The sequence below is a fragment of the Nonomuraea fuscirosea genome, assembly GCF_003001935.1.
GTDB classification, from domain to species: Bacteria; Actinomycetota; Actinomycetes; order Streptosporangiales; family Streptosporangiaceae; genus Nonomuraea; species Nonomuraea fuscirosea.
The window spans coordinates 616048-635163 of record NZ_PVNG01000003.1 but is presented as its reverse complement, the minus strand read 5'-3'; the positions used below and the strand labels follow the sequence as shown (position 1 = coordinate 635163).

The window sequence follows — 19116 nt, the reverse complement described above, 5'->3', positions numbered from 1 at the left end:
AAGAGCCGCCCTCCCCGTGCGGAGAGGGCGGCGGCCCGCAGATCACGACTACACGTCAAGGCACCACATGGTCCCGTAGCCCGGCACGTAGCAGCGGTACCAGCCCTCGGGCGGCATCGCCTGCGCGGGGGCGCTGGTGATGCCGACGGTGAGGGCAGCGGAGGCGACGACGAGGGCCAGGGCCGCGGCGCGGCGAACACGATTTCTCATGGACCTCATGCAACCGGGCCCGTCTTGTGGATCACTTGGGACCGGCTGGTACGGGCGCCGGGCGTCCGCCATACCTGGAACATACTCGCCCCGAACAGAATGCCGATCGGAGGTGCACGATGTTCCACACGACGTTCCAACTCTCAGGACGCATGGCGATCGTCGACGGCGGGGGCCGGGCGATCAACGTACGGGCCGCGAAGCAGCAGGCGATCCTCGCCGTTCTGCTGCTGCGGCCGGGCGGGGTGGTCAGCGTGGACCGGCTGATGACCGAGCTCTGGCCGGACGAGCTGCCCGCCACGGCGCGGGCGAGCCTGCAGACGTACGTCTACCGCCTGCGCCGCACCCTGGCGCCGCTGGCCGCGCACGGCGTCGAGCTGACCACGCTCGGGCACGGCTACACCCTGACCGTCCCCGACCGGGCGGTGGACGTGCGGGCCTTCGAGCGGCGCTTCGCCCGCGGGTCGCAGGCGCTGGCCGCGGGTGAAGCGGCGGAGGCGGCCGGGCTGCTGCGGGAGGCGCTGGACCTGTGGCGCGGGCCGCTGGCGCCGGGGATCGAGGTCGAGACCGTCCTGTGCGAACGCCGCCGCCTGGACGGGGTGCACCTGACCGCGTCCGAGCTCTGGGTGGAGGCCGAACTACGGCTCGGCCTCCACAACTCCGTCATCCCGGAACTGGAGCGCCTCGTCGAGGCCCACCCGTTCCGCGAGTCCCTGTGGGAGCTGCTGCTGCGCGCCCTGGCCGGGCGTGGCCGCCGCGCCGAAGCGCTCGCCGCCTACCGGCGCCTGCGGGACATCCTCAGCACGGAGCTCGGCATCGAACCCGCTGACCGGCTACGCCGGCGGCACCAGGCCATCCTCGAAGGCGCGTCGTTCTAGGGGGTCTGTCCCGAAGTCCCGAGGTTCTGAAGGGAGCGCTTCTGGCCGGCGCCTGCCAGAAGGCACTCCCCTCAGCTCCCTTTACTCACTCAGGCGCACTGCTTCCTGATGTAGACGGAACAGTCCGTTCGCCAGCACTTGAAGACGGTGCAACAGATGCTGCCGGTACAGGTCGTGTTGGACACGACGCACCGCGCGGTGCAGGCGGCCTGCGCGTCGCCGGACGGCACGACGAAGGCGACGATCCGGTCCGCCAGGTCGGTGATGAGTTTCACCTTTGCCCCTTTCTCCAACGACCTACTCGCACAGAGTGACCGTCCGGTAGCTGCAGTCCGCGTTGTAGCAACGCATCTTGTAGCAACCGGTGTTCGGGTCGTAGCTGATCTGCACGCACCTCGGGGTGCACGCGGCGTCGGCCTTGACCGTGGGGATCAACCGGTCGATGAGCTTGTCCAGCATTCCTTCTTCACCTCCTCTCCCGTTCCAGGTCCGGTGGGCGCGGCATCACGGTCAGGCACCTCGTGATAGCCGCGGGCTTGGAGGCGGAAGAGACGGGCGTAGACGCCGTCCACCGCCATCAGGTCGTCGTGGCCGCCCCGCTCGGCGACGACCCCGTCCTTCAGCACGACGATCAGGCCGGCGTCGCGCACGGTGTTCAGCCGGTGGGAGATGAGCAGGCTGGTCTGGCCCGCGCGGTGCCGCCGCATCCTGGCGTGCACGTCGGCCTCGGCCTCGGGGTCGAGGCCCGAGCTCGGCTCGTCGAGGATCATCAGGTCCCGTCCGTCGCGCAGGAAGGCCCGGGCCAGGGCGGTCCGCTGCCACTGGCCGCCGGAGAGCACGACGCCGGTGGCGGAGTCCTCCCGATCCTCTTCGCTGGTGAACATCCGGGTGAGCAGCGTGTCGTAGCCGCGCGGCAGGCCCGCCAGCAGCTCGTCCACCCCCGCCCTGCGCGCGGCGGCGCGGATCCGGCCGAGGTCGTCGCGGGCGCCGGTGTCGCCGACGCCGATGTTGTCGCGGGCGGAGAAGTCGTAGGCCATGTGGTCCTGGAAGACGCCGCTGATCCGTTCGCGCAGGTCCTCCGGCCGGACGTCGCGCAGGTCCGTGCCGTCCCAGAGGATCGCTCCCCTGGTCGGGTCGTAGAAGCGGCAGAGCAGCTTGACCAGCGTGCTCTTGCCCGCGCCGTTGAGGCCGACGAGCGCGACCGAGGCGCCGTACGGGAGGTACAGGTCGACGCCGCGCAGGATCCAGGGATGCTCGTCGCTGTAGCGGAACCACACGTCGCGCAGCTCGATCCCCCGGCGCAACGGCGGCAGCGGTACGGGGTCGGCCGGCGCGGGCAGATCGGGCTCGGCCCTGATCACCGCCACGTAGTGGCCGAAGAGCCGCAGGTTGTGGTCGGTCGTCGCGATGCCGTTCACCAGCGCGTCGAGCCCGCCCTGGACCGCGACGACGGCGACGGTGAACATCGAGACGTCCCCGACGGTGAGCGTGCCGGTACGGGCCGCGGCGATGGCCCAGACGAGCCCGCCCCCGGCCACCACGGCGGACAGCAGGGCGAGCGCCCCCTCGGCCGACAGCTCCTTCCGGTCCATCCGCCGCCGGCCCGCGTGTGCCGTGGACAGCTCGGCCATGAGCCGGCCGCGCAGGAATCCGCCCGCGTTGAAGAGCCTGATCTCCTTGGCCGCCTCGATCGTGCTCAGCAGGGTGCTGTAGAAGAGCTGCTGCCGCTCAGCCGGGCCGATCTGCCACATCATCGCCGTACGCCGGCGTGACAGCTTCAGCTGCGCGACGAGGGCCGGCCCGGCCGCGCACAGCACGACCATCGTCATGACCGGGCTGATCACCAGCAGCGAGCCGACGAAGCCGATCACGGTGACGGCGGAGCGGATCAGGCCGAAGGTCTCGGTGACGATGCCCTCCGCCCGCGCCGTGCCCTCCTGCGCCAGGCGCAGCCGGTCGAGGAAGCGCGGGTCCTCGAACGGCCGCAGCCCGGGGAAGCGGGCCGTGGCCGTGAACAGCCGGTCGGTCGTGGTGGCCGCCATGGCGCGGCCGACCTGGCCGCCGAGGTAGCGCGAGCAGTGCGGCAGGATCGCGGCGACGACGCCGGTGCCGGCCAGCCCCGCGGCGAGGCCGAGCAGCCCGGCCATGGTGGCCGAGCCGGTGAGTCCGTCGATGACCAGCTTGGTCAGCCAGGCCACCGCGACGGGCGCCACGGCCGTGCCGAGCAGGGTGAACCCGTATCCGATCATGGGAGCGGCGGCGGCGCTCCAGCCGGTGGCGACCGCCTCGCGCGCGGCGGCGCTCAGCCGTACCCCGTCAGCGGTCATGCCGCGGCTTCTCTCAGTTTCCTGACGGTGACGGCGTGCAGGTCGGCGGCGTGGAAGTAGCCGTGCTCGCGGGAGTCGAAGCTGGCCTCGGTGTTGTCACCGATCAGCACGAACCTGCCGTCGGGGACGACGTCGTCGCCGACCACCCACCGCACATGCGCGGGCACCGGATCGCCGGGCACGGCGGCGACGCGTTTGATCAGGTACCGGCTGCCGGTCGGGCGCGGGCTCACGACGACCGCGATCTGCCCGTTGCGCAGCTCCGCCAGGTCCGTGCGCCGGGACAGGAGCCGGTCCCCGTCGGTGAGCGTCGGGGCCATGCTGTCGCCGTGGACCCTGATCACCAGGTACGTCCTGCGCAGCCGTACGGCCAGGAGGGCCAGCCCCGCGACCCCGCCCGCGGCCATCAGCCAGGCCCGCCTCACGACGCCCCCGCCCCGGCGGGCAGGGTGTGCCCGCTGGTGACGACCGTGTCGCCGGCGCCGATCGTGAGGACGGTCGGGAAGGCGTCCACCTTGAACGCCGTCTGGAGCGGCCCCTGCGGCAGCTCGGTGACGACCCGCGCCACCTCCGCGAGCAGGCCGATCTCGGCGGCGGTGTCCTCACCCGGAGCGGCGACGACCACCGCGAGCACGGCGTCCGACGTGATGCGCGCCCGCTCCGCGAAGAGCGGGAGCAGGTCCTCGCAGGGCCGGCAGCCGTGCGAGAAGAAGCCGATCAGCGCGGGTGCGCCGAGCAGCTCGTCGGAGATCGGCTCACCGCTCGTGGTCGTGGCGGCGAACGCCGGGATCCGCGTGCCGGGCGGCAGGCTCTCCGTCGTCATCGCCGGCGCCGCGCCCTGCCGGCGCAGCCGGCGGATCACGCCGACGGTCAGCAGCAGGTTCAGCCCGCACAGCAGAGCGACCAGCACGACCGCGGCGACCAGGTACTGCATCTCACCCTCCCCGATCCGTCCATCGACCACCCGGCGCACCCGCCGGAAACAGATCCGGATATTTCACGACCCCGCTAGCCCGGCCCTCGCGCGCCGCTAGCCCGGCCTCCAGGAGGACGCGCGAGGAGGTGATCGACTCGCCCCGGGGTGGCGACGCATGATGGGCTCTATGAGCGATTTCGACCCCGCCGGCCTCCGCGTGATCGCCTTCGACATCTTCGGCACCACCTTCGACTGGTACACCGGCGTCGCCGACCAGGTCGCCCGGATCGCCGTCGAGCAGGGCGTCACGATCGACGGCGGCCGGTTCGCCGACGAATGGAGGAGCCGCTACGTCCCCTCCCTGCAGACCGTCAACCGCGGCGAGCGCGACTGGGCCTACCTCGACACGCTGCACCGCGAGTCGCTGGACGACCTGCTGGAGATCCACGGCGTGGCCGGCGCGTTCGACGAGGCCGCCCGCCGCCGCCTGGTGCACGTGTGGCACCGGCTGCCCGCCTGGCCGGACGCGGCCACGGGGCTGGCCCGCCTGCGCCGGCGGTACGTGCTGGCGGCGCTGTCGAACGGCGGGTTCGCGCTGCTGACCCACCTGGTCAACCACTCGGGGCTGCCGTTCGACTGCATCGTGTCGGCCGAGCTCGCCCGCGCGTACAAGCCGTTGCCCGCTCCCTATCTGACCGCCGCCGGGCTGCTCGACGTGGAGGCGGGGCAGGTCCTCATGACCGCGGCCCACGCCTGGGACCTCGACGGGGCGCGCGCGGCGGGGCTGCGTACCGCGTTCGTGGAGCGACCGCTGGAGAAGGGGCCGCACGGGACCCCCGACCGCGCCGCCGACACCACCAGCGACCTGTCCGTCACCGGCTTCGACGGCCTCGCCGACGCGCTCGGCTGCTGAAACCCTCCCATGGCAGCACAAAGGGCCGGTCAGCGGTGACCGGCCCTTTGTGCTGATCGTCAGATGCCGCGGGTGTGATAGGTGCAGGTCGGGTCGGAGGAGGCGCTCGTGTCGAAGAGGACCTTGAACCGCACGTACACCTTGTGTGCCTTCGGCCGGTTCACCGAGATGTTCCTGGTGCCCGTCCTGCCGCCCTGGTAGCTGAAGGCCTTGAAGACGACGTCCGGCTGGGCGTCCTGGACGAAGTAGAAGCGGACGGTGTTGTTGCTCCCGGTATTGGCGGTGGTCCGCCAGGACACCTGGTTGAAGACGTGCCGCGTGCTCGTGGTGATATAGCGGGCGCGGATCTCGATGCCGTGGTCGCCCTTGGAGCAGCGGGCGATGAGGTACTGGTCGGCGGAGGCCATGGCGGGCCCCGTGGCGGCCGCCGCGGTGATCGTGGTGGCCAGGCCCATGGCGGCGATGACGGCCGCGGCGCGCAGGATCTTCAAGGTTGCCCTCCCGTAGGTCGTGACGGTCATTCTCGGAAGGGGCGGTATGCCGGAGGTATGCAGGATCCGTACGTCATGCCATGACGCCGTCCGAAAACGTCAATCCCTGCCTGCGTAACCGGTCATATTAGGACAAGCATTCGCATAGGGAGCAGAAGTCCTGGATACCGTCAGCTTATGGCCGGGCTACGCTCTCCTCTCCGACGGCGGCGCCGCCCGTTCGTGAGCTCCATCCGGCTGCGCTACACCATCGTGGTGGGCGTGCTGTTCACGGTGATCCTTTCGGGGGTCGGCACTCTGATCTCACTCGGCATCCGCAACACCGTCGCGTCCGACCTCACCGAGGACATGCGCCTGACCATCCTCGACTGGGTCACCGAGATGCGGCCGGGCCACATCTCGTCGCCCAAGCCGACAGCCCGCGCGAAGTACCTCCAGCTCGTCGACTCCAAGGGCCGGGTGGTGGCCTCCAACGCCGCGGCGGCGGGCAAGCCGCCGCTGAGCACGGCCCGCCCGTCCCCCAGCGACCGCCTCCTGGACGGCAAGGCGTGCCCGCCGTGGGAGTCCGGCAGGTGCCTGCTGATCACGGTGCTGCGGATGGACGACGGCGCGGCCAGTACCCTCTTCGGCGGCGAGCCGCACTTCGTCTACGCGGGCACGACGGAACCGCCCGCCCTGGCGATGCGTTACCTGGAGGCCGGCATCGTGGCGGCCGTCCTCTTCGCCTCCGCGACGGCGGCGTGGAGCACCTGGGTGGTGGTGGGCCGGACGCTGCAACCCGTAAGGGCGATCAGCACGAAGATGCGCGCGGCCGCGGAGAGCGACCTGCACCTGCGCATCCCCGAGCCGCCGGGCGACGACGAGATCGCCGAGTTCGCCCGCACCTCCAACGTCTACCTCGACCGGCTGGAGAAGGCGGTGAAGGCGCAGCGCCGCTTCGCGTCGATGGCCTCCCATGAGCTGAGGTCCCCGGTCGCCGCCCTGCGCACCCAACTGGAGGAGGCGCTGCTGTATCCGGAGGACACCGACGCCCGGGTGGCCCTGCGACGCACGTTGTGCAGCACGGAACGCCTTGAGGCGATCATCGACGACCTGCTCGCCTACACCCGGATCAAAGGTGCCCCGCCGGCCGCGTACGAGCCGCTCGACCTCGCCGACCTGGTGGAGTTCGAGATCGCGGCCCTACCCCGCGACGGCGCAGAGATCCGGCTGCGGGTGGTGGACCGCCCGATCGTGCTGGGCTCGCGGATCCAGCTCGGCCGGGTGCTGACCAACCTGCTGGCGAACGCGCGGCGGCACGCCAGGTCCCGCATCGACGTCACCGTCGAGCAGGACGGCGGGCATGCCGTGGTGAGCGTGCGCGACGACGGCGCGGGCATCGCCCCCGAGGATCGGGAGCGGGTCTTCGACGCCTTCGTCCGGCTGAGGGAGGCGCAGCGCCTGGATCCCGGGGGCACCGGGCTCGGCCTGGCCATCAGCAGGGAGACGTGCCACGCCCACGGCGGGTCGCTCACCGTGGCGGACGATCCGGCCGGCACGCGGTTCGTCCTGCGCCTGCCGGTGCCGGCCCCCGCGGACGAATGCCCCGGCTGACGCACGCCCGGATCGGCCGGAAACCCGGCCGCGCGAGCCGGATTTGCACCGAGATGGCATCGGTTCAACCTTTTTGGCGAGGTATTAACTCGTCTCATGCCGTCGCCGGGGCCCGGCCTTCATCTCCCGCTACGGCCCGTGTGCTCGACTGGGCGCATGAGGGCTGGGCGAGACTGGTCGATCACCACGCGCATCACGGCGTTCGCGGGCGCGGTCGCGACGCTGCTGTCGGCACTGCTGGCCGTCTCGGTCATGCTCGCCATCCACAGGTACGTGACGCAGGACCACATCAGCGCGATCGCCGTGGACGGTGGCCGGGTGGCTCACGAGATCGAGCACGACGGCGTCCGCCCGCACATGACCGAGGAGGAGGGCCGCGAGTTGCAGGTGGTCGACGCCACGGGCAAGGTCGTCGCCTCGACCCCGCGGCTGCGCGGCAAACCGGCGATGGCCGACTTCACCCCCCTGCCCAAGGCCATGGCCAGCCGCGTCGTCTGCGGCGGCGTGTTCCCCGACGGTGACTGCAGGCTCGTGGTCGCGCAGTCGGCCTACCACGCCGGACAGGACTGGGTCGTCTACAGCTCCGGCCACGTGGTCCCGGTCTACGTCGCCCCGTGGCTGGCCGCGACCGTGTTCGGCGCCGCCGCGCTGATGGCAGCGGCGATCACGGGCCTCGGCCACCGGATCGTCACCGCCGCGCTCAGACCGGTGAACACCATCCGCACGGAGCTCGACACGATCAGCGAGAGCTGCCCGCAGCGCCGGGTACCGCTGCCGCCGACCCACGACGAGATCCACGACCTGGCCGAGAGCGTGAACCGGACCCTGGCCCGCCTGCACGCCGCGATGGCCCAGCAGCGCAACTTCACCTCCAACGCCTCCCACGAGCTGCGCACCCCCATCACGGCGATCCGCGCCGAGGTCGAGGACGCCCTGCTCGCGCCCGAGGAGACCACGGTGCGGAACCTGGGCGAGGCCGTGCTGGGCAGCGTGAACCGGATCGAGACGATCGTCGGCGACCTGCTGGCCATCGCCCGGCTGGAGGCGGCGCAGTCCGTCGACGGCGAGCCGGTCGACCTGGCCACGCTGGTGAGCGCGAAGTGCCGGGAGATGCCCGGCCGGCGCACATCGTTCGACTGCGCGCTGGAGCCCGGCGTGGTGGTGACCGGCGATCCGGCGCACCTGACCCGGCTGCTCACCAACCTGATCGACAACGCCGAGCGGCACGCCGCCGGCATCGTCACCGTGCGCGTCTCGCACGAGCCGGCGACCGGGCGGGACACCGCGCACTTCCCGCTGGGCGTGGCGCTGCTGGAGGTGATCGACGACGGTCCCGGCATCGAACCGGACAAGCGCGAGCTCGTCTTCCAGCGCTTCGCCCGCCTGGACACCGCCCGCGACAGGAACACCGGCGGCACCGGGCTCGGGCTGGTGATGGCCCGCAAGATCGCCCAGGCGCACGGCGGGACCCTCCAGGTCGAGGACAGCACCGCCGGCGCCCGGTTCGTCCTGCGCCTGCCCCTGGCCGTCGCGCCGGTTACTGCAGCCCCGCCCGGACAGACGTGATGCGCTGGGTGTTGAAGCCGAGCCAGTGCATCCGGCCCACGTAACGGGCGTGCTCGACCTTGATGCAGCGGTCCATGACCACCGTCACGCCGCCGTCCACGGCGATCCGCGCGCCCTCCTCGTTGATCACGCCGAACTGGCACCACAGAGCGCCTGCCTTGATCGCCACGGCGTCGCGGGCGATCCCGGGCAGTGCGTCCGGCGCGCGGAAGACGTTCACCAGGTCCACCGGCTCGGGCACGTCGAGCAGGCTCGGATAGCTGGTCTCGCCGAGGATCTCCTTCTCGCGGGGGTTCACCGGGATCACCCGGTAGCCGTGCCGCTTGAGGTAGTAGCCGACGAAATAGCTGGCCCGCAGCTCGTTGCCCGACAGGCCGACGATCGCGATCGTCCTGGTGGAGTGGAGCACCCGCTGGATCGTCAGCGGGTCCTGGTAGCGAGCGAGATCGGTCATGCCGTCTCCACCTTCTCCTCGATCGTCGCGGCGACGCGGGCGAAACCCTGGTCGAGATCCCAGATGAGGTCCTCGACGGACTCGGTGCCCACCGACAGCCGTACCGTACCGGGCCCGACGCCGGCCGCGCGCAGCTCGTCGTCGCCGAGCTGGCGGTGCGTGGTGCTGGCGGGATGGATGACCAGGCTCTTGGCGTCGCCGACGTTCGCCAGGTGCGACCAGATGGTCAGTCCGCCGATGAGTCCCTGGCCGCCGGCCCGGCCGCCGGCGCAGTCGAAGGAGAACACCGCGCCCGCGCCGAGCGGCAGGTATTTCTCCACCAGTGCCCGGTGCCTGCTGCCCGGCAGTCCGGGATAGGTCACGTTCGCGGCCAGCTCGTGCTCCTCCAGGAACGCCGCCACCGCGCGCGCGTTCGCGACGTGCCGGTCCATCCGCAGCGACAGCGTCTCCAGCCCCTGCAGGAACAGGAAGGCGTTGAACGGCGAGAGCGCCGCGCCCAGGTCGCGCAGGGTCTCGGCGCGCAGCTTCATCAGGTAGCCGTACGTACCGAACGTCTCGTGGAAGCGCAAGCCGTGGTAGGCGGGCGACGGATCCGCGACCACCGGGAAGCGCCCGTTGGACCAGTCGAACGTGCCCGCCTCGACCACGACGCCGCCGATGCTGGTGCCGTGGCCGCCGATGAACTTGGTCGCCGAGTGGATCACGATGTCGGCGCCCCACTCGATCGGGCGGCACAGGTAGGGCGTGGCGAACGTGTTGTCCACGATCAGCGGCAGCTCGTGCTCGTGCGCGATGGCCGCCACCGTCTCGATGTCGAGCACGTTGCCGCCCGGGTTGCCGATCGTCTCGCCGAAGAACGCCTTGGTGTTCGGGCGCACCGCCTGCCGCCACGCCTCGGGGTCGTCGGGATCGACCCAGGTCAGCTCCACGTTCATCTTGCGCAGCAGGTGCTTGAGCTGGTTGACCGTGCCGCCGTACAGGGCCGAGGAGGAGACGACGTGGTCGCCCGGCTCCAGCAGCGTGAAGAGCGCGGCCGCCTGCGCGGCGATGCCGCTGGCGAAGGCCACCGCGCCCGCGCCGCCTTCGAGGTTGGCCACCCGCTCCTCGAACACCGCGACGGTCGGGTTCATGATCCGCGAGTAGGTGTTGCCGTATTCCTGGAGGTTGAAGTAGGCCGCCGCCGACTCGGGGTCCTCGAACACGTAGCTGGTCGTCTGGAAGATCGGCACCGCGCGGGCGCCGGTGTTGGGGTCGGGCCGCTGCCCGGCGTGCAGCTGGCGGGTCTCGAACCCGAACGCGCGGGCCTGTTCCTGACGGGAGGGCTTGTCGGTCACGAACGTCTCTTCCTCGATCTCACCTGGGCCCGCCCTGGGCCAGGAACTCCTTGATGATGGGCGTCTGCCTCGCCTCTTCCAGCAGGAAGCAGTCGTGCCCGTACGGCGCCTCGATCACCTGGAACTCGACCGGCTTGCCGAGCCCGCCGAGCGCCTCGGCGATCTCGCTCGACGCGGCCGGCGGATAGAGCCAGTCGGAGCTGAACGCGATCAGCAGCGTCCGCGCCTTGACGCCTTCGAGCGCCCGCGCGAGCGATCCGCCGCCGTGCTGCCGGGCCAGGTCGAAGTAGGTCAGCGCGCGCGAGGTGTAGAGGTAGGTGTTGGCGTCGAAGCGCTTGACGAACGAGTCGGCCTGGTGGCGCAGATAGCTCTCCACCTCGAACTCCGGCTCGGTGATCGTGTAGCGGACGTCGTCGGCGAACTGCAGCCGCCGGCCGAACTTCTCCTCCAGCCCGGGCGCGGACAGATAGGTGATGTGGCCGACCATCCGCGCCAGTCCCATGCCGGCGTCGGGCGCGCGGCCGGTGCCGTGGTAGCTCCCGCCCTGCCAGGCCGGGTCGCGCATGATGGCGTCGCGGGCGATCGCGTTCCAGGCCACCCCCTGCGGGTGGAGCGCGTGGGTGCTGGCGATCGGGATGATCGCGTCGACCTGGTCGGGGTACCGCACCGCCCATTCCAGCGCCTGCATGCCGCCGAGCGAGCCGCCGGCCACAGCCGCGAGCCGGTCGATGCCGAGGGCGTCCAGGAACGCGCGCTCGGTGCGCACCATGTCCGCGACCGTGATCACGGGGAAGTCCGCGCCGTACGGCCGGCCCGTCGCCGGGTCGGTCGACGACGGCCCCGTGGTGCCCCGGCAGCCGCCGAGCAGGTTGGTGGAGACGACGAAGTAGCGGTCGGTGTCGAACGCCTTGCCCGGGCCGATCATGCCGTCCCACCAGCCGAGCCCCTTGCCGGCCGCGCCGTCGCGCTCCTCGGCGCCGAAGCCGTCGCGCGTGCTCTGCGCGGGCGGCGCCTTCGCGAAGCCGGCCGCGTGCGCGTCGCCGCTGAGCGCGTGACACACCAGGATCACGTTGTCGCGCTGCGGGGAGAGAACACCGTAGGTCTCGTACGCGACGCGGACCGGATGCAGCTCCCGGCCGCAGTCGAGGTGGACCGGCTCGGGCAGATCGAGATAGCGCGTCTCCACCGTGCCGACGGAGCCGGCCGCGAGCGTTGTGGCTGGCTGCGACATGGGGCTATGGTAGCCCGCCACGGGCAGTATATGGTCAAATACCTACCGGGAAAGTGGGAACGCAGCCGAAGGGGCGGGACATGACCACGGTCGCCAACGGAGTCAACGTACAGGCACTGCTGGACGCGCGCGAGGCGCTGAAGGGCGCGCCCGAGGCCGCCCAGTTCGTCTGGCGGGCCTCCTCGAAATGGCAGGACGGCGTCCACAGCACGACGCGGGTCAAGGAGTTCTTCGGGCTCGGGCAGGAGCAGGAGCACAAGAGCGAGGCGGTCTTCGACGCCGACCACCCCGAGGTCTTCGCGGCCCAGGACAACGGCATCACGCCGATCGAGTACCTCCTCATCGGGCTGGCGAGCTGCCTGACGGCGGGCGTGGCGTCCGTCGCGCAGAACCGCGGCATCCAGCTCCGCTCGGTCGAGGCGGCGCTCGAAGGAAAGCACGACATCCGCGGCATCCTGGGCGTCGACAGCGACGTGCGCAACGGCTTCAACGACATCAAGGTGACCTTCACCATCGACGCGGACGCGTCCAGGCAGGACATCGAGGCGCTGGTGGCCCAGTCGCAGAAGCGCTCGGCCGTGTTCGACGCGCTCACGAACCCGACGGACGTCACCGTCGAAGTCGCCTGAGCCGTCCGAGCCGTCTGATCGTCCAAGCCGGTGTGATTTGTCTGAGTCGTCCTGAGGGAGCAGAGTCATCGAGTCCGTCACCACCGTCGTCATCGGCGCCGGGCACGCGGGACTGGCCGCGAGCCACTTCCTCACCCGGCGCTCGATCGACCACGTCGTGCTCGAACGCGGCGAGGTGGCGAACTCGTGGCGGCATGAGCGCTGGGACTCCTTCCGGCTGCTCACGCCCAACTGGCAGAGCCGCCTGCCCGGCCACCGCTACGAGGGCCCTGACCCCGACGGCTACATGACGATGGCGGAGGTGACCGCATTCATCGAGGGCTTCGCCGCCCGCTCGGGCGCGCCCGTCAGGACCGGCGCCGACGTCACCTCCGTGCGGCGGGCCGGCGACGGCTACCAGGTGACGACGGGCGGCGGCGAGTTCCGCTGCCGGTCGGTGGTCATCGCCAGCGGCGCCTGCAACGTACCCGTGGTGCCGCCGTTCGCCGGCGCGGTGCCCGGCTCCGTCGAACAGCTGACGCCGTTCGACTATCGCGGTCCCGCGCAGCTCCCCGACGGCGGCGTGCTCGTCGTCGGGGCGTCCGCGACCGGCGTGCAACTGGCGGCCGAGCTACGGCGTTCCGGCCGTCCGGTGACGCTCTCGGTGGGCGAGCACGTACGGCTGCCGCGCACCTACCGGGGGCGCGACGTGCTGTGGTGGATGGACGCCTCCGGCGTGTGGGACCAGCGCTTCGACGAGATCGACGACCTCACCAGGGCCAGGCGGCTGCCCTCGCCCCAGTTGATCGGCACGGACGAGCGGACCACGCTCGACCTCAACGCGCTCACCTCGATGGGGGTCGAGCCGGTGGGCCGCCTGGCCGCCGTGCGGGACGGCCGCGCGCTGTTCTCCGGCGGACTGCGCAACGTGTTCTCCCTCGCGGACCTGAAGATGGAGCGCCTGCTGGACACGTTCGACGCGTGGGCGCGGGAGCACGGCCGGGACGGCGAGGTCGGGCCGCCCGAGCGCTTCGCCCCGACGCGGGCGCCTGAGCGGGCGCGGCTCCAGCTCGACCTGCGCGGCGGCGAGATCCGCACGATCGTGTGGGCGACCGGGTTCCGGCCCGACTACGGATGGCTGGACGTGCCCGTGGTGGACGAGAAGGGCCGGCTGCGGCACGAGGGCGGCGTGGTGGACAGCCCTGGGCTGTACGCGCTGGGGCTGCCGGTGCTGCGGCGGCGCAGGTCCACGTTCATCCACGGCATCGAGTCCGACGCCCGCGAGGTCATCGACCACCTCGCCACGGTGACACTCGCCCAACGCCCCGGCGCCTGAGGCGGACCGTGGCTCGCCGGGCTGACCAGCAGAGGGCTGACCGGCAGGAGCTGACCGGCAGGGGCTGAGCCCGTGGAACGTGCTCAGCCCCCCGATGTGTGCCGCTCAGTAGCGTTCGCTGAGGTTGAGGTTGATCTCGTTCAGCACCACGGTCGCCTTCGTCTGCCGCAGCAGGTCGCCGTCCTGGAGCGCCGACTGCGCGTACCCGGCGGCCTGGCCCACGCTCGTCAGGTCGAGCAGCGCGGCCGGGGCCGAGACGATCCTGGTGGCCGCGTTGATCCGCCGGTCGGCCAGGTTGAGGTAGGTCGCCAGCAGTTCACCGCGCAGCAGCGGCAGCAGGAGCGCGGCCCTCACCTCGGCCTTGGACAGCGCGCCGTCGGGGGCCGAGCCGTCGGCGCCGTCGTAACGCTGGTCCGTGGCCTGTGTGCGGGCCAGCAGGTCAGGCGTCCAGTCGCTCTCGCGCAACTGCCAGACGAGCTTCGCGCGGGGGTCGCGGCCGGGCGGGCGTTCGGTGACCGTCGAGTCCGCCGTGACGGTCACGTCCGGGTACGCGCAGCCGCCGGCGCCGCCGTACCGGAGCGTGGCCCGGGTGGTGACGACGGTGCCGCCGGTGGTCAGCAGGCTCGTGCGGGCGGTGTAGGTGACCGTCGCGGAGGCGCCGGGCGCGACCGTGCCGGGCTTCCAGCGCAGGGTGGTGCGGCCGTCGCCGTCCTTGACCACCTCGGCCGGTCTGGGTCCCGCGCCCTGGTCGAGCGCGCCGCTGTAGTAGACCTCGCGCGGCAGCGTGTCGGTCACGACGACGTCCGTGGCCGGCGCCGAGCCGGTGTTGCGGTACGTGAGAGTGTGGGTGACGGGGTCGCCCGCGTGCGCGCCGGGCGTGGCCGTCCTGGTCAGCGTCAGCACCGGCACGTGCGCGGTCGTCTTCGCGGTGGCGGTGTCGTCGCCCAGCAGTTGCGCGGGCTCGGCCCCGCCGGAGGCGTCCTTGCCGGTGACCGTGGCGGTGTTGGTGAGCACGCCGCCGTCGGTGACCGTGCAGGGCACCTCGTAGGTGAAGGTCTGCTCGTCGGTCCGGCCGGCCGGCAGGTCGGGCAGGTCGCGGGTCACGGCGGCGCCCCCGGGCGGCGTGTCGGTCAGCGAGACGGCGGTCGCGGTGCTGGGGCCCCTGTTGCCGACCTTGACCGTGTACGTGAGCCGGTCGCCGGGCACGGCCTCGGCCCGGTCGACGGTCTTGGTCACGTTCAGGTCGGCGGCCTGCTGGCGTTGCAGGTCGTGGGCGGTCAGCTCGGGCAGGTACGGGCCGTGCGAGCCTTCGGAGAAGTAGCGGCTGGAGGTGAAGTCGTAGACCAGCCGGTCCCAGTCGGGGCTGCTGCGCAGCGTTTCCCCGCCGGGCGACTCATGGCAGCCGTCGAAGACGGGGATGCGGTTGACGTTGACGTTCACCGAGCTTTCCCGCTTGGAGTCGACCAGCCAGTTGATCGGCTCGTCGGCCGGGTCGTAGAACCACTGGCTGTCGGCGCCGCCGCCCCAGATGACCCGGCGGCCGCCCGCGCCGTCCACGCCGGGATCCTTCGTCTCGCTCAGGCTGCTCTCCACCAGCGTTTCCGGCTTGACGTCGACGGGCTGGAGGTCGAGCGGCCGGTCGGGATCGAGCTGCTGGTCGGCGGGCAGGCTCTTGGCGGTGGCGAACTGGCGCGAGTAGTTCATGACGCTGAAGTAGTTGGGCTTGCAGTTGACCGGGTCGGGCCGGCCGTCGTCGGTGCGCCCGCCGTGGCCCAGGCCGAAGGTGTGGCCTAGCTCGTGCAGCAGTGTGGCCTGGCGGACGGCGCCGATGCCGTTGTAGCGGGAGACGTCGATGTTGCGCGCGAAGCGGCCGACCGACACGACGAAATCGTTGCCGCCCCTGTCGTCCAGCTCCGCCATGCCTGACGTGGTGTTGGGGTGCTGCTTCCCGTCGCGTCCTGTCACGGTCGCCGGGCTCAGGCCGTGGATGAAGATCCCGTACCGGAAGTGCAGCCGCTTGAACAGCAGGATCTGCTCACACAACGGGCTCGCGCGGTCGGCGGGGGTGCCGAAGTGGCCGTCCTCTCCGCCATGGGTGCACGACTTCGCCGGATCACCCCATTTCAGGTCGTCGAAGTCGTCGTACGCGCCCGCGTCGCGGCCATCGAACCGCAGCGTCTCCGCCCAGGTCAGCTCCTCGTCAGGGATCAGGTGCAGGGCCAGACCCCGGGCCTCGGTGATCGGGTTCTCGACCCGCGCGGCGTCGAACGCGCCCTCCACCGCGTCCAGGTCGGCCCGGCCCGGACCCTCGTCCTTCATCCAGTCGATCTCGACGAACAGGTCACGCCGTGTCGGGTCGGCGAACTGTTCAAGGTGCAGGTCGATGCTGCCGTCGCCGTTGAAGTCGAGGCCGCGGTGCTCGGCGTAGTCGGTGAAGCCGTCGCCGTCGCCGTCCTCGAACGTGTATGGCCGGACGTCGAAACAGACCTGCACCGGCGGCTGGTCCTCCTCGCCGTTGCCGAGCAGGCACTGGTTGGATGAGGTCAGGTCGCCGGACAGGCTGCCGTCCACCAGGTCCAGCTTGAACCGGCTGGTGGCGTCATCGGGGCGGGGCGTGCTGTCGGCCAGGTCGTCGCCGTTGGGGTCGGGGAAGACGTCCGCATCCCAGATCTGCACCGAGATGTCCACCGAGGGCAGCGAGGTGGACACCTGCTGCGTCATCGTCCATCCCTCGGGGACGAAGACCTTCGTCCGGTCGTCGGGCGCCCTGGGCGTGGTGAAGGTCTGGGAGCCGATGCTGATCTTGGCGTAGAAGTCGGGGGCGCCTTTGCCGGCGTCCTCGAGTCCTTCGTCCGTGCAGTGTTCGCACTCCACGGACATGATCCGCACGGTCACCGGCTGCGTGGCCGGTGCGCTCCGTGCGGGGGTGACCGGCAGCGCGAACAGGCCGGCCATGGCTAAGAGACAGGCGGTCAGCGCTCTTGTCCACATGTGGTTCCCCCTGCGCGAAGGTGTGCTGTCGGGACGTTGCGACAGTCACGCTCCTCCGCGCGGGGGCGTCCGGCATGAGTAACCCCTACTCACCCTCCGCGCCGGGACGGGCTAGCCGGTCGGGTCCGTGGTGGTGGCGGCGCTGTGGCGTTCGTAGTGGCGGGCGACCCGGGCCCGGTTGCCGCAGGACGGTTTGCACCATTCCTGCCGCCCGTGGCTCTTGACGAAGTAACGCACGCACCGGGGCGCGTTGCAGGCGCGCAGCCGCTCGCGTTCAGGGCCGCTGAGGAAGTCGATGGTGGCCCGGGCCAGGGCCGCGACCAGCCGGACGCCGGCGTCGGGCTCGGCCGAGAACACCACCGTCCTGGGCGGCGCCCCCGTGGGCCAGTCGAGGCGCGGGACCACGGCCTCGCGGGCGGCGGCCGCGTTGAGGCGGGCCAGCGCCTGCTCGACCGGCATCAGCCGGTGGGCGTCGGCCCGGCTCGGCGGCGCCGGGCTGACCGCGTGCGCGAACAACGCGCGTACGGCCCGGCGCAGCTCGATGATCTCGTTCCAGAGCCCGTCGTCCACCACGAACCGCGCCACGTCCACCTGGCCGCCCAGCGACTCGCCCTGCTGCCGGACCCAGCGGGTCGCGCCCACCGGGGTGGCCAGGTCGTCGGCGACACCGCCGTCGCCGTCGTGGCGGATCGTGCTCGCCAGCTCCAGCGCCGGCCAGCTCCCCATCTCGCCTCCTCCTGTTGCCCGCATCCTCTCCGTACCCTATCGTCACTAACGCTAAAACAGAATTAACCATTAGACGCCCTCGTAGGAGGCCCGCCCGATGACGTTGCTCCTGGCCCAGATCAGTGACCTCCACCTCGACGGCAGCGAGCGGGCGTCCCGGCGCGCCCGCCTGGTCATGGACCACCTGCGCGCGCTCCCCCGCCCGGTGGACGGCCTGCTGGTCACCGGCGACATCGCCGATCACGGCGCGGAGTCCGAGTACGAGGAGGCCGCCGAGCTCCTCACCGCGCCCTTCCCCGTGCTGACCTGCCCCGGCAACCACGACGCCCGCCCGGCCTACCGCAAGGCGCTGCTGGGCCGGCCGCCCGGCACGGGCCCCGTCAACGAGGTGCACCACCTGGCCGGGACCGCCGTCCTGATGTGCGACACCACGATCCCCGGCCGCGACGAGGGCCGCCTCGAGCAGGAGACGCTCGCCTGGATGCGCGCCACCCTCGACGGCCTCGCCCCGGGCACGCCCGCTCTGATCGCCTTCCACCAACCGCCCGTCGTGCTGCACCACCCGCTGCCCGACTGCTGCCGGATGGAGTCGGCCGCCGAGCTGGCCGCGCTGCTCGACGAGCATCCCCAGGTCGCCGCCGTGCTCACCGGCCACGCCCACACCGCCGCCGCCTCCACGTTCGCCGGCCGGCCCCTGATCGTCGGCCCGGCCGTCACCTGGACCCTGCGGATGCCGTGGGAGGGCGACCGGCCCGACGACCGCGAGCAGCCGCCCGGCCTCGCCTTCCACGTCCTGGACGACGAACGCCGTCTCACCACGCACTTCCGCGTCGTGCTCCAGGCATGATCCATTGGTGCGCGACCGCCGGCTTTCTTATGGCGATCCTGCCCGTCATCGCCACGCCCGGCGCCGGCATGACCCTGCTCGTCCAGCACGTCACGACCGGCGGCCGGCGGCGGGCCGTGCCCGTGATCCTCGGGACCGCGACCGGCCTGTACGCCCACGCGACCCTGGCCGTGGCCGGTCTGTCGGCGCTGATCATGCACTCGGCGCAGGCGTTCACCGTGGTCAAGCTCGCCGGCGCGGCCTACCTCGTGGGGCTCGGCGTGTGGACCTGGCACACCGCCACCCGCCCCCGACCTCACCAGTCCGCCGACCGGCCCGCGCCTCCCGCGTCCGCCGGCCCTCCGCCTCCCGCGTCCGCCGACCGGCCCGGACGGGCCCGGTCCGTCTACGTTCAGGCCGTGCTCGCGAACGTGCTCAACCCCAAGGCCGCCTCCATCTACCTCACCCTGGTGCCGCAGTTCGTCGTGCCCGGCTCTTCCGTCGCCGGGCAGATCCTCGGCCTGGCCACCGTCCACGCCGTGCTGATGGCGGTGTGGTTGCTCACCTGGACGGCGCTGCTGCACCGAGGAGCGCACCTCGTGCGCGAGGCGCGCTTCCGGCGGGTGGTCGGCAGGGTGAGCGCCGTGGTGCTCGTCGCCCTCGGCGTCAGGGCCGCCACGGCGTAGCCCGTACGGGAGCGAAAAGGGGCGAGCCGC

Annotated in this window: 20 protein-coding genes; 8 read left to right on the top strand and 12 right to left on the bottom strand. The window is 71.7% G+C overall.

Translation table 11 applies throughout. The annotated features are described in order from the left end of the window. Window positions 1-48: 48 nt before the first annotated feature. On the bottom strand, window positions 49-210 hold the full coding sequence (locus B0I32_RS57555) for a hypothetical protein (RefSeq protein ID WP_181307206.1): 162 nt from the start codon (window positions 208-210) through the stop codon (window positions 49-51). Between the two features lie 152 nt (window positions 211-362). Between B0I32_RS57555 and B0I32_RS09920 the strand changes: the two genes are divergently transcribed. Continuing rightward, on the top strand, window positions 363-1088 hold the full coding sequence (locus B0I32_RS09920) for an AfsR/SARP family transcriptional regulator (protein WP_181307204.1): 726 nt from the start codon (window positions 363-365) through the stop codon (window positions 1086-1088). An 89-nt stretch (window positions 1089-1177) separates the two neighbouring features. Here the strand turns inward: B0I32_RS09920 and B0I32_RS09915 are convergent, their stop codons facing one another. Genes B0I32_RS09915 through B0I32_RS09900 form a run of 5 tightly spaced genes read right to left on the bottom strand, consistent with a single transcriptional unit; the run spans window position 1178 to window position 4349 of the window. Beyond that, entirely contained in the window at window positions 1178-1363 is a 186-nt protein-coding gene (locus tag B0I32_RS09915) for a hypothetical protein (protein ID WP_106236925.1), read from the bottom strand. A gap of 22 nt (window positions 1364-1385) precedes the next feature. Then, on the bottom strand, window positions 1386-1547 hold the full coding sequence (locus tag B0I32_RS57550; RefSeq protein ID WP_181307202.1) for a hypothetical protein: 162 nt from the start codon (window positions 1545-1547) through the stop codon (window positions 1386-1388). Further along, window positions 1520-3415 (bottom strand): ABC transporter ATP-binding protein, encoded by a 1896-nt coding sequence (locus tag B0I32_RS09910; protein ID WP_106236924.1) that lies wholly within the window; start codon window positions 3413-3415, stop codon window positions 1520-1522. The genes B0I32_RS57550 and B0I32_RS09910 overlap by 28 nt, the downstream gene beginning before the upstream one ends. Further along, window positions 3412-3840, bottom strand: a complete 429-nt coding sequence (locus B0I32_RS09905) for a S26 family signal peptidase (RefSeq protein ID WP_219911705.1) — start codon at window positions 3838-3840, stop codon at window positions 3412-3414. Before B0I32_RS09905 ends, B0I32_RS09910 begins: the two co-directional genes overlap by 4 nt. Beyond that, a complete protein-coding gene (locus B0I32_RS09900; protein ID WP_146178104.1) occupies window positions 3837-4349 on the bottom strand; it encodes a TlpA family protein disulfide reductase in 513 nt (170 codons plus the stop codon). Before B0I32_RS09900 ends, B0I32_RS09905 begins: the two co-directional genes overlap by 4 nt. 169 nt (window positions 4350-4518) lie before the next feature. Between B0I32_RS09900 and B0I32_RS09895 the strand changes: the two genes are divergently transcribed. Further along, window positions 4519-5244, top strand: coding sequence for a haloacid dehalogenase type II (locus B0I32_RS09895; RefSeq protein ID WP_106236919.1), 726 nt, complete (start codon window positions 4519-4521; stop codon window positions 5242-5244). 59 nt (window positions 5245-5303) lie between these two features. Here the strand turns inward: B0I32_RS09895 and B0I32_RS09890 are convergent, their stop codons facing one another. Continuing rightward, window positions 5304-5735 carry a hypothetical protein gene (locus B0I32_RS09890; RefSeq protein WP_106236917.1) on the bottom strand — a complete coding sequence of 144 codons (432 nt, stop codon included), beginning with the start codon at window positions 5733-5735 and terminating at the stop codon, window positions 5304-5306. A 222-nt stretch (window positions 5736-5957) separates the two neighbouring features. Here B0I32_RS09890 and B0I32_RS09885 point away from each other — a divergent pair, with 222 nt between their 5' ends. Beyond that, window positions 5958-7328: a sensor histidine kinase gene (locus B0I32_RS09885; protein WP_181307200.1), complete on the top strand. Its 1371-nt coding sequence runs from the start codon at window positions 5958-5960 to the stop codon at window positions 7326-7328. A 156-nt stretch (window positions 7329-7484) separates the two neighbouring features. Beyond that, the gene (locus B0I32_RS09880) at window positions 7485-8894 is read left to right on the top strand and encodes a sensor histidine kinase (protein WP_181307198.1); all 1410 of its coding nucleotides are present in this window, start codon (window positions 7485-7487) and stop codon (window positions 8892-8894) included. Here B0I32_RS09880 and B0I32_RS09875 read toward each other — a convergent pair. From B0I32_RS09875 to metX, 3 genes are read right to left on the bottom strand one after another with little or no spacing between them, the layout of a single operon-like run. Continuing rightward, a complete protein-coding gene (locus tag B0I32_RS09875; protein WP_106236912.1) occupies window positions 8866-9348 on the bottom strand; it encodes a CoA-binding protein in 483 nt (160 codons plus the stop codon). The genes B0I32_RS09880 and B0I32_RS09875 overlap by 29 nt on opposite strands. Continuing rightward, entirely contained in the window at window positions 9345-10682 is a 1338-nt protein-coding gene (locus tag B0I32_RS09870) for an O-acetylhomoserine aminocarboxypropyltransferase/cysteine synthase family protein (protein ID WP_106236911.1), read from the bottom strand. Before B0I32_RS09870 ends, B0I32_RS09875 begins: the two co-directional genes overlap by 4 nt. A 19-nt stretch (window positions 10683-10701) precedes the next feature. Then, complete coding sequence (metX, locus tag B0I32_RS09865) at window positions 10702-11913, bottom strand: homoserine O-acetyltransferase MetX (RefSeq protein ID WP_106236909.1); 1212 nt, start codon at window positions 11911-11913, stop codon at window positions 10702-10704. An 80-nt stretch (window positions 11914-11993) separates the two neighbouring features. Here metX and B0I32_RS09860 point away from each other — a divergent pair, with 80 nt between their 5' ends. Both B0I32_RS09860 and B0I32_RS09855 read left to right on the top strand, forming a co-directional pair. Continuing rightward, the gene (locus B0I32_RS09860) at window positions 11994-12542 is read left to right on the top strand and encodes an OsmC family protein (protein ID WP_106236907.1); all 549 of its coding nucleotides are present in this window, start codon (window positions 11994-11996) and stop codon (window positions 12540-12542) included. Between the two features lie 67 nt (window positions 12543-12609). Continuing rightward, complete coding sequence (locus B0I32_RS09855; protein ID WP_106236906.1) at window positions 12610-13857, top strand: NAD(P)-binding domain-containing protein; 1248 nt, start codon at window positions 12610-12612, stop codon at window positions 13855-13857. Between the two features lie 105 nt (window positions 13858-13962). Here B0I32_RS09855 and B0I32_RS09850 read toward each other — a convergent pair whose 3' ends face one another. Then, complete coding sequence (locus B0I32_RS09850; protein WP_146178103.1) at window positions 13963-16848, bottom strand: DUF7507 domain-containing protein; 2886 nt, start codon at window positions 16846-16848, stop codon at window positions 13963-13965. A 111-nt stretch (window positions 16849-16959) separates the two neighbouring features. Beyond that, window positions 16960-17574: a CGNR zinc finger domain-containing protein gene (locus B0I32_RS09845; protein ID WP_106236902.1), complete on the bottom strand. Its 615-nt coding sequence runs from the start codon at window positions 17572-17574 to the stop codon at window positions 16960-16962. A gap of 97 nt (window positions 17575-17671) precedes the next feature. Here B0I32_RS09845 and B0I32_RS09840 point away from each other — a divergent pair, with 97 nt between their 5' ends. Together B0I32_RS09840 and B0I32_RS09835 are read left to right on the top strand one after the other, a co-directional pair. Further along, complete coding sequence (locus tag B0I32_RS09840; protein ID WP_106236901.1) at window positions 17672-18421, top strand: metallophosphoesterase; 750 nt, start codon at window positions 17672-17674, stop codon at window positions 18419-18421. Beyond that, on the top strand, window positions 18418-19086 hold the full coding sequence (locus tag B0I32_RS09835) for a LysE family translocator (protein ID WP_106236899.1): 669 nt from the start codon (window positions 18418-18420) through the stop codon (window positions 19084-19086). Before B0I32_RS09840 ends, B0I32_RS09835 begins: the two co-directional genes overlap by 4 nt. The last annotated feature ends 30 nt before the right edge of the window (window positions 19087-19116 follow it).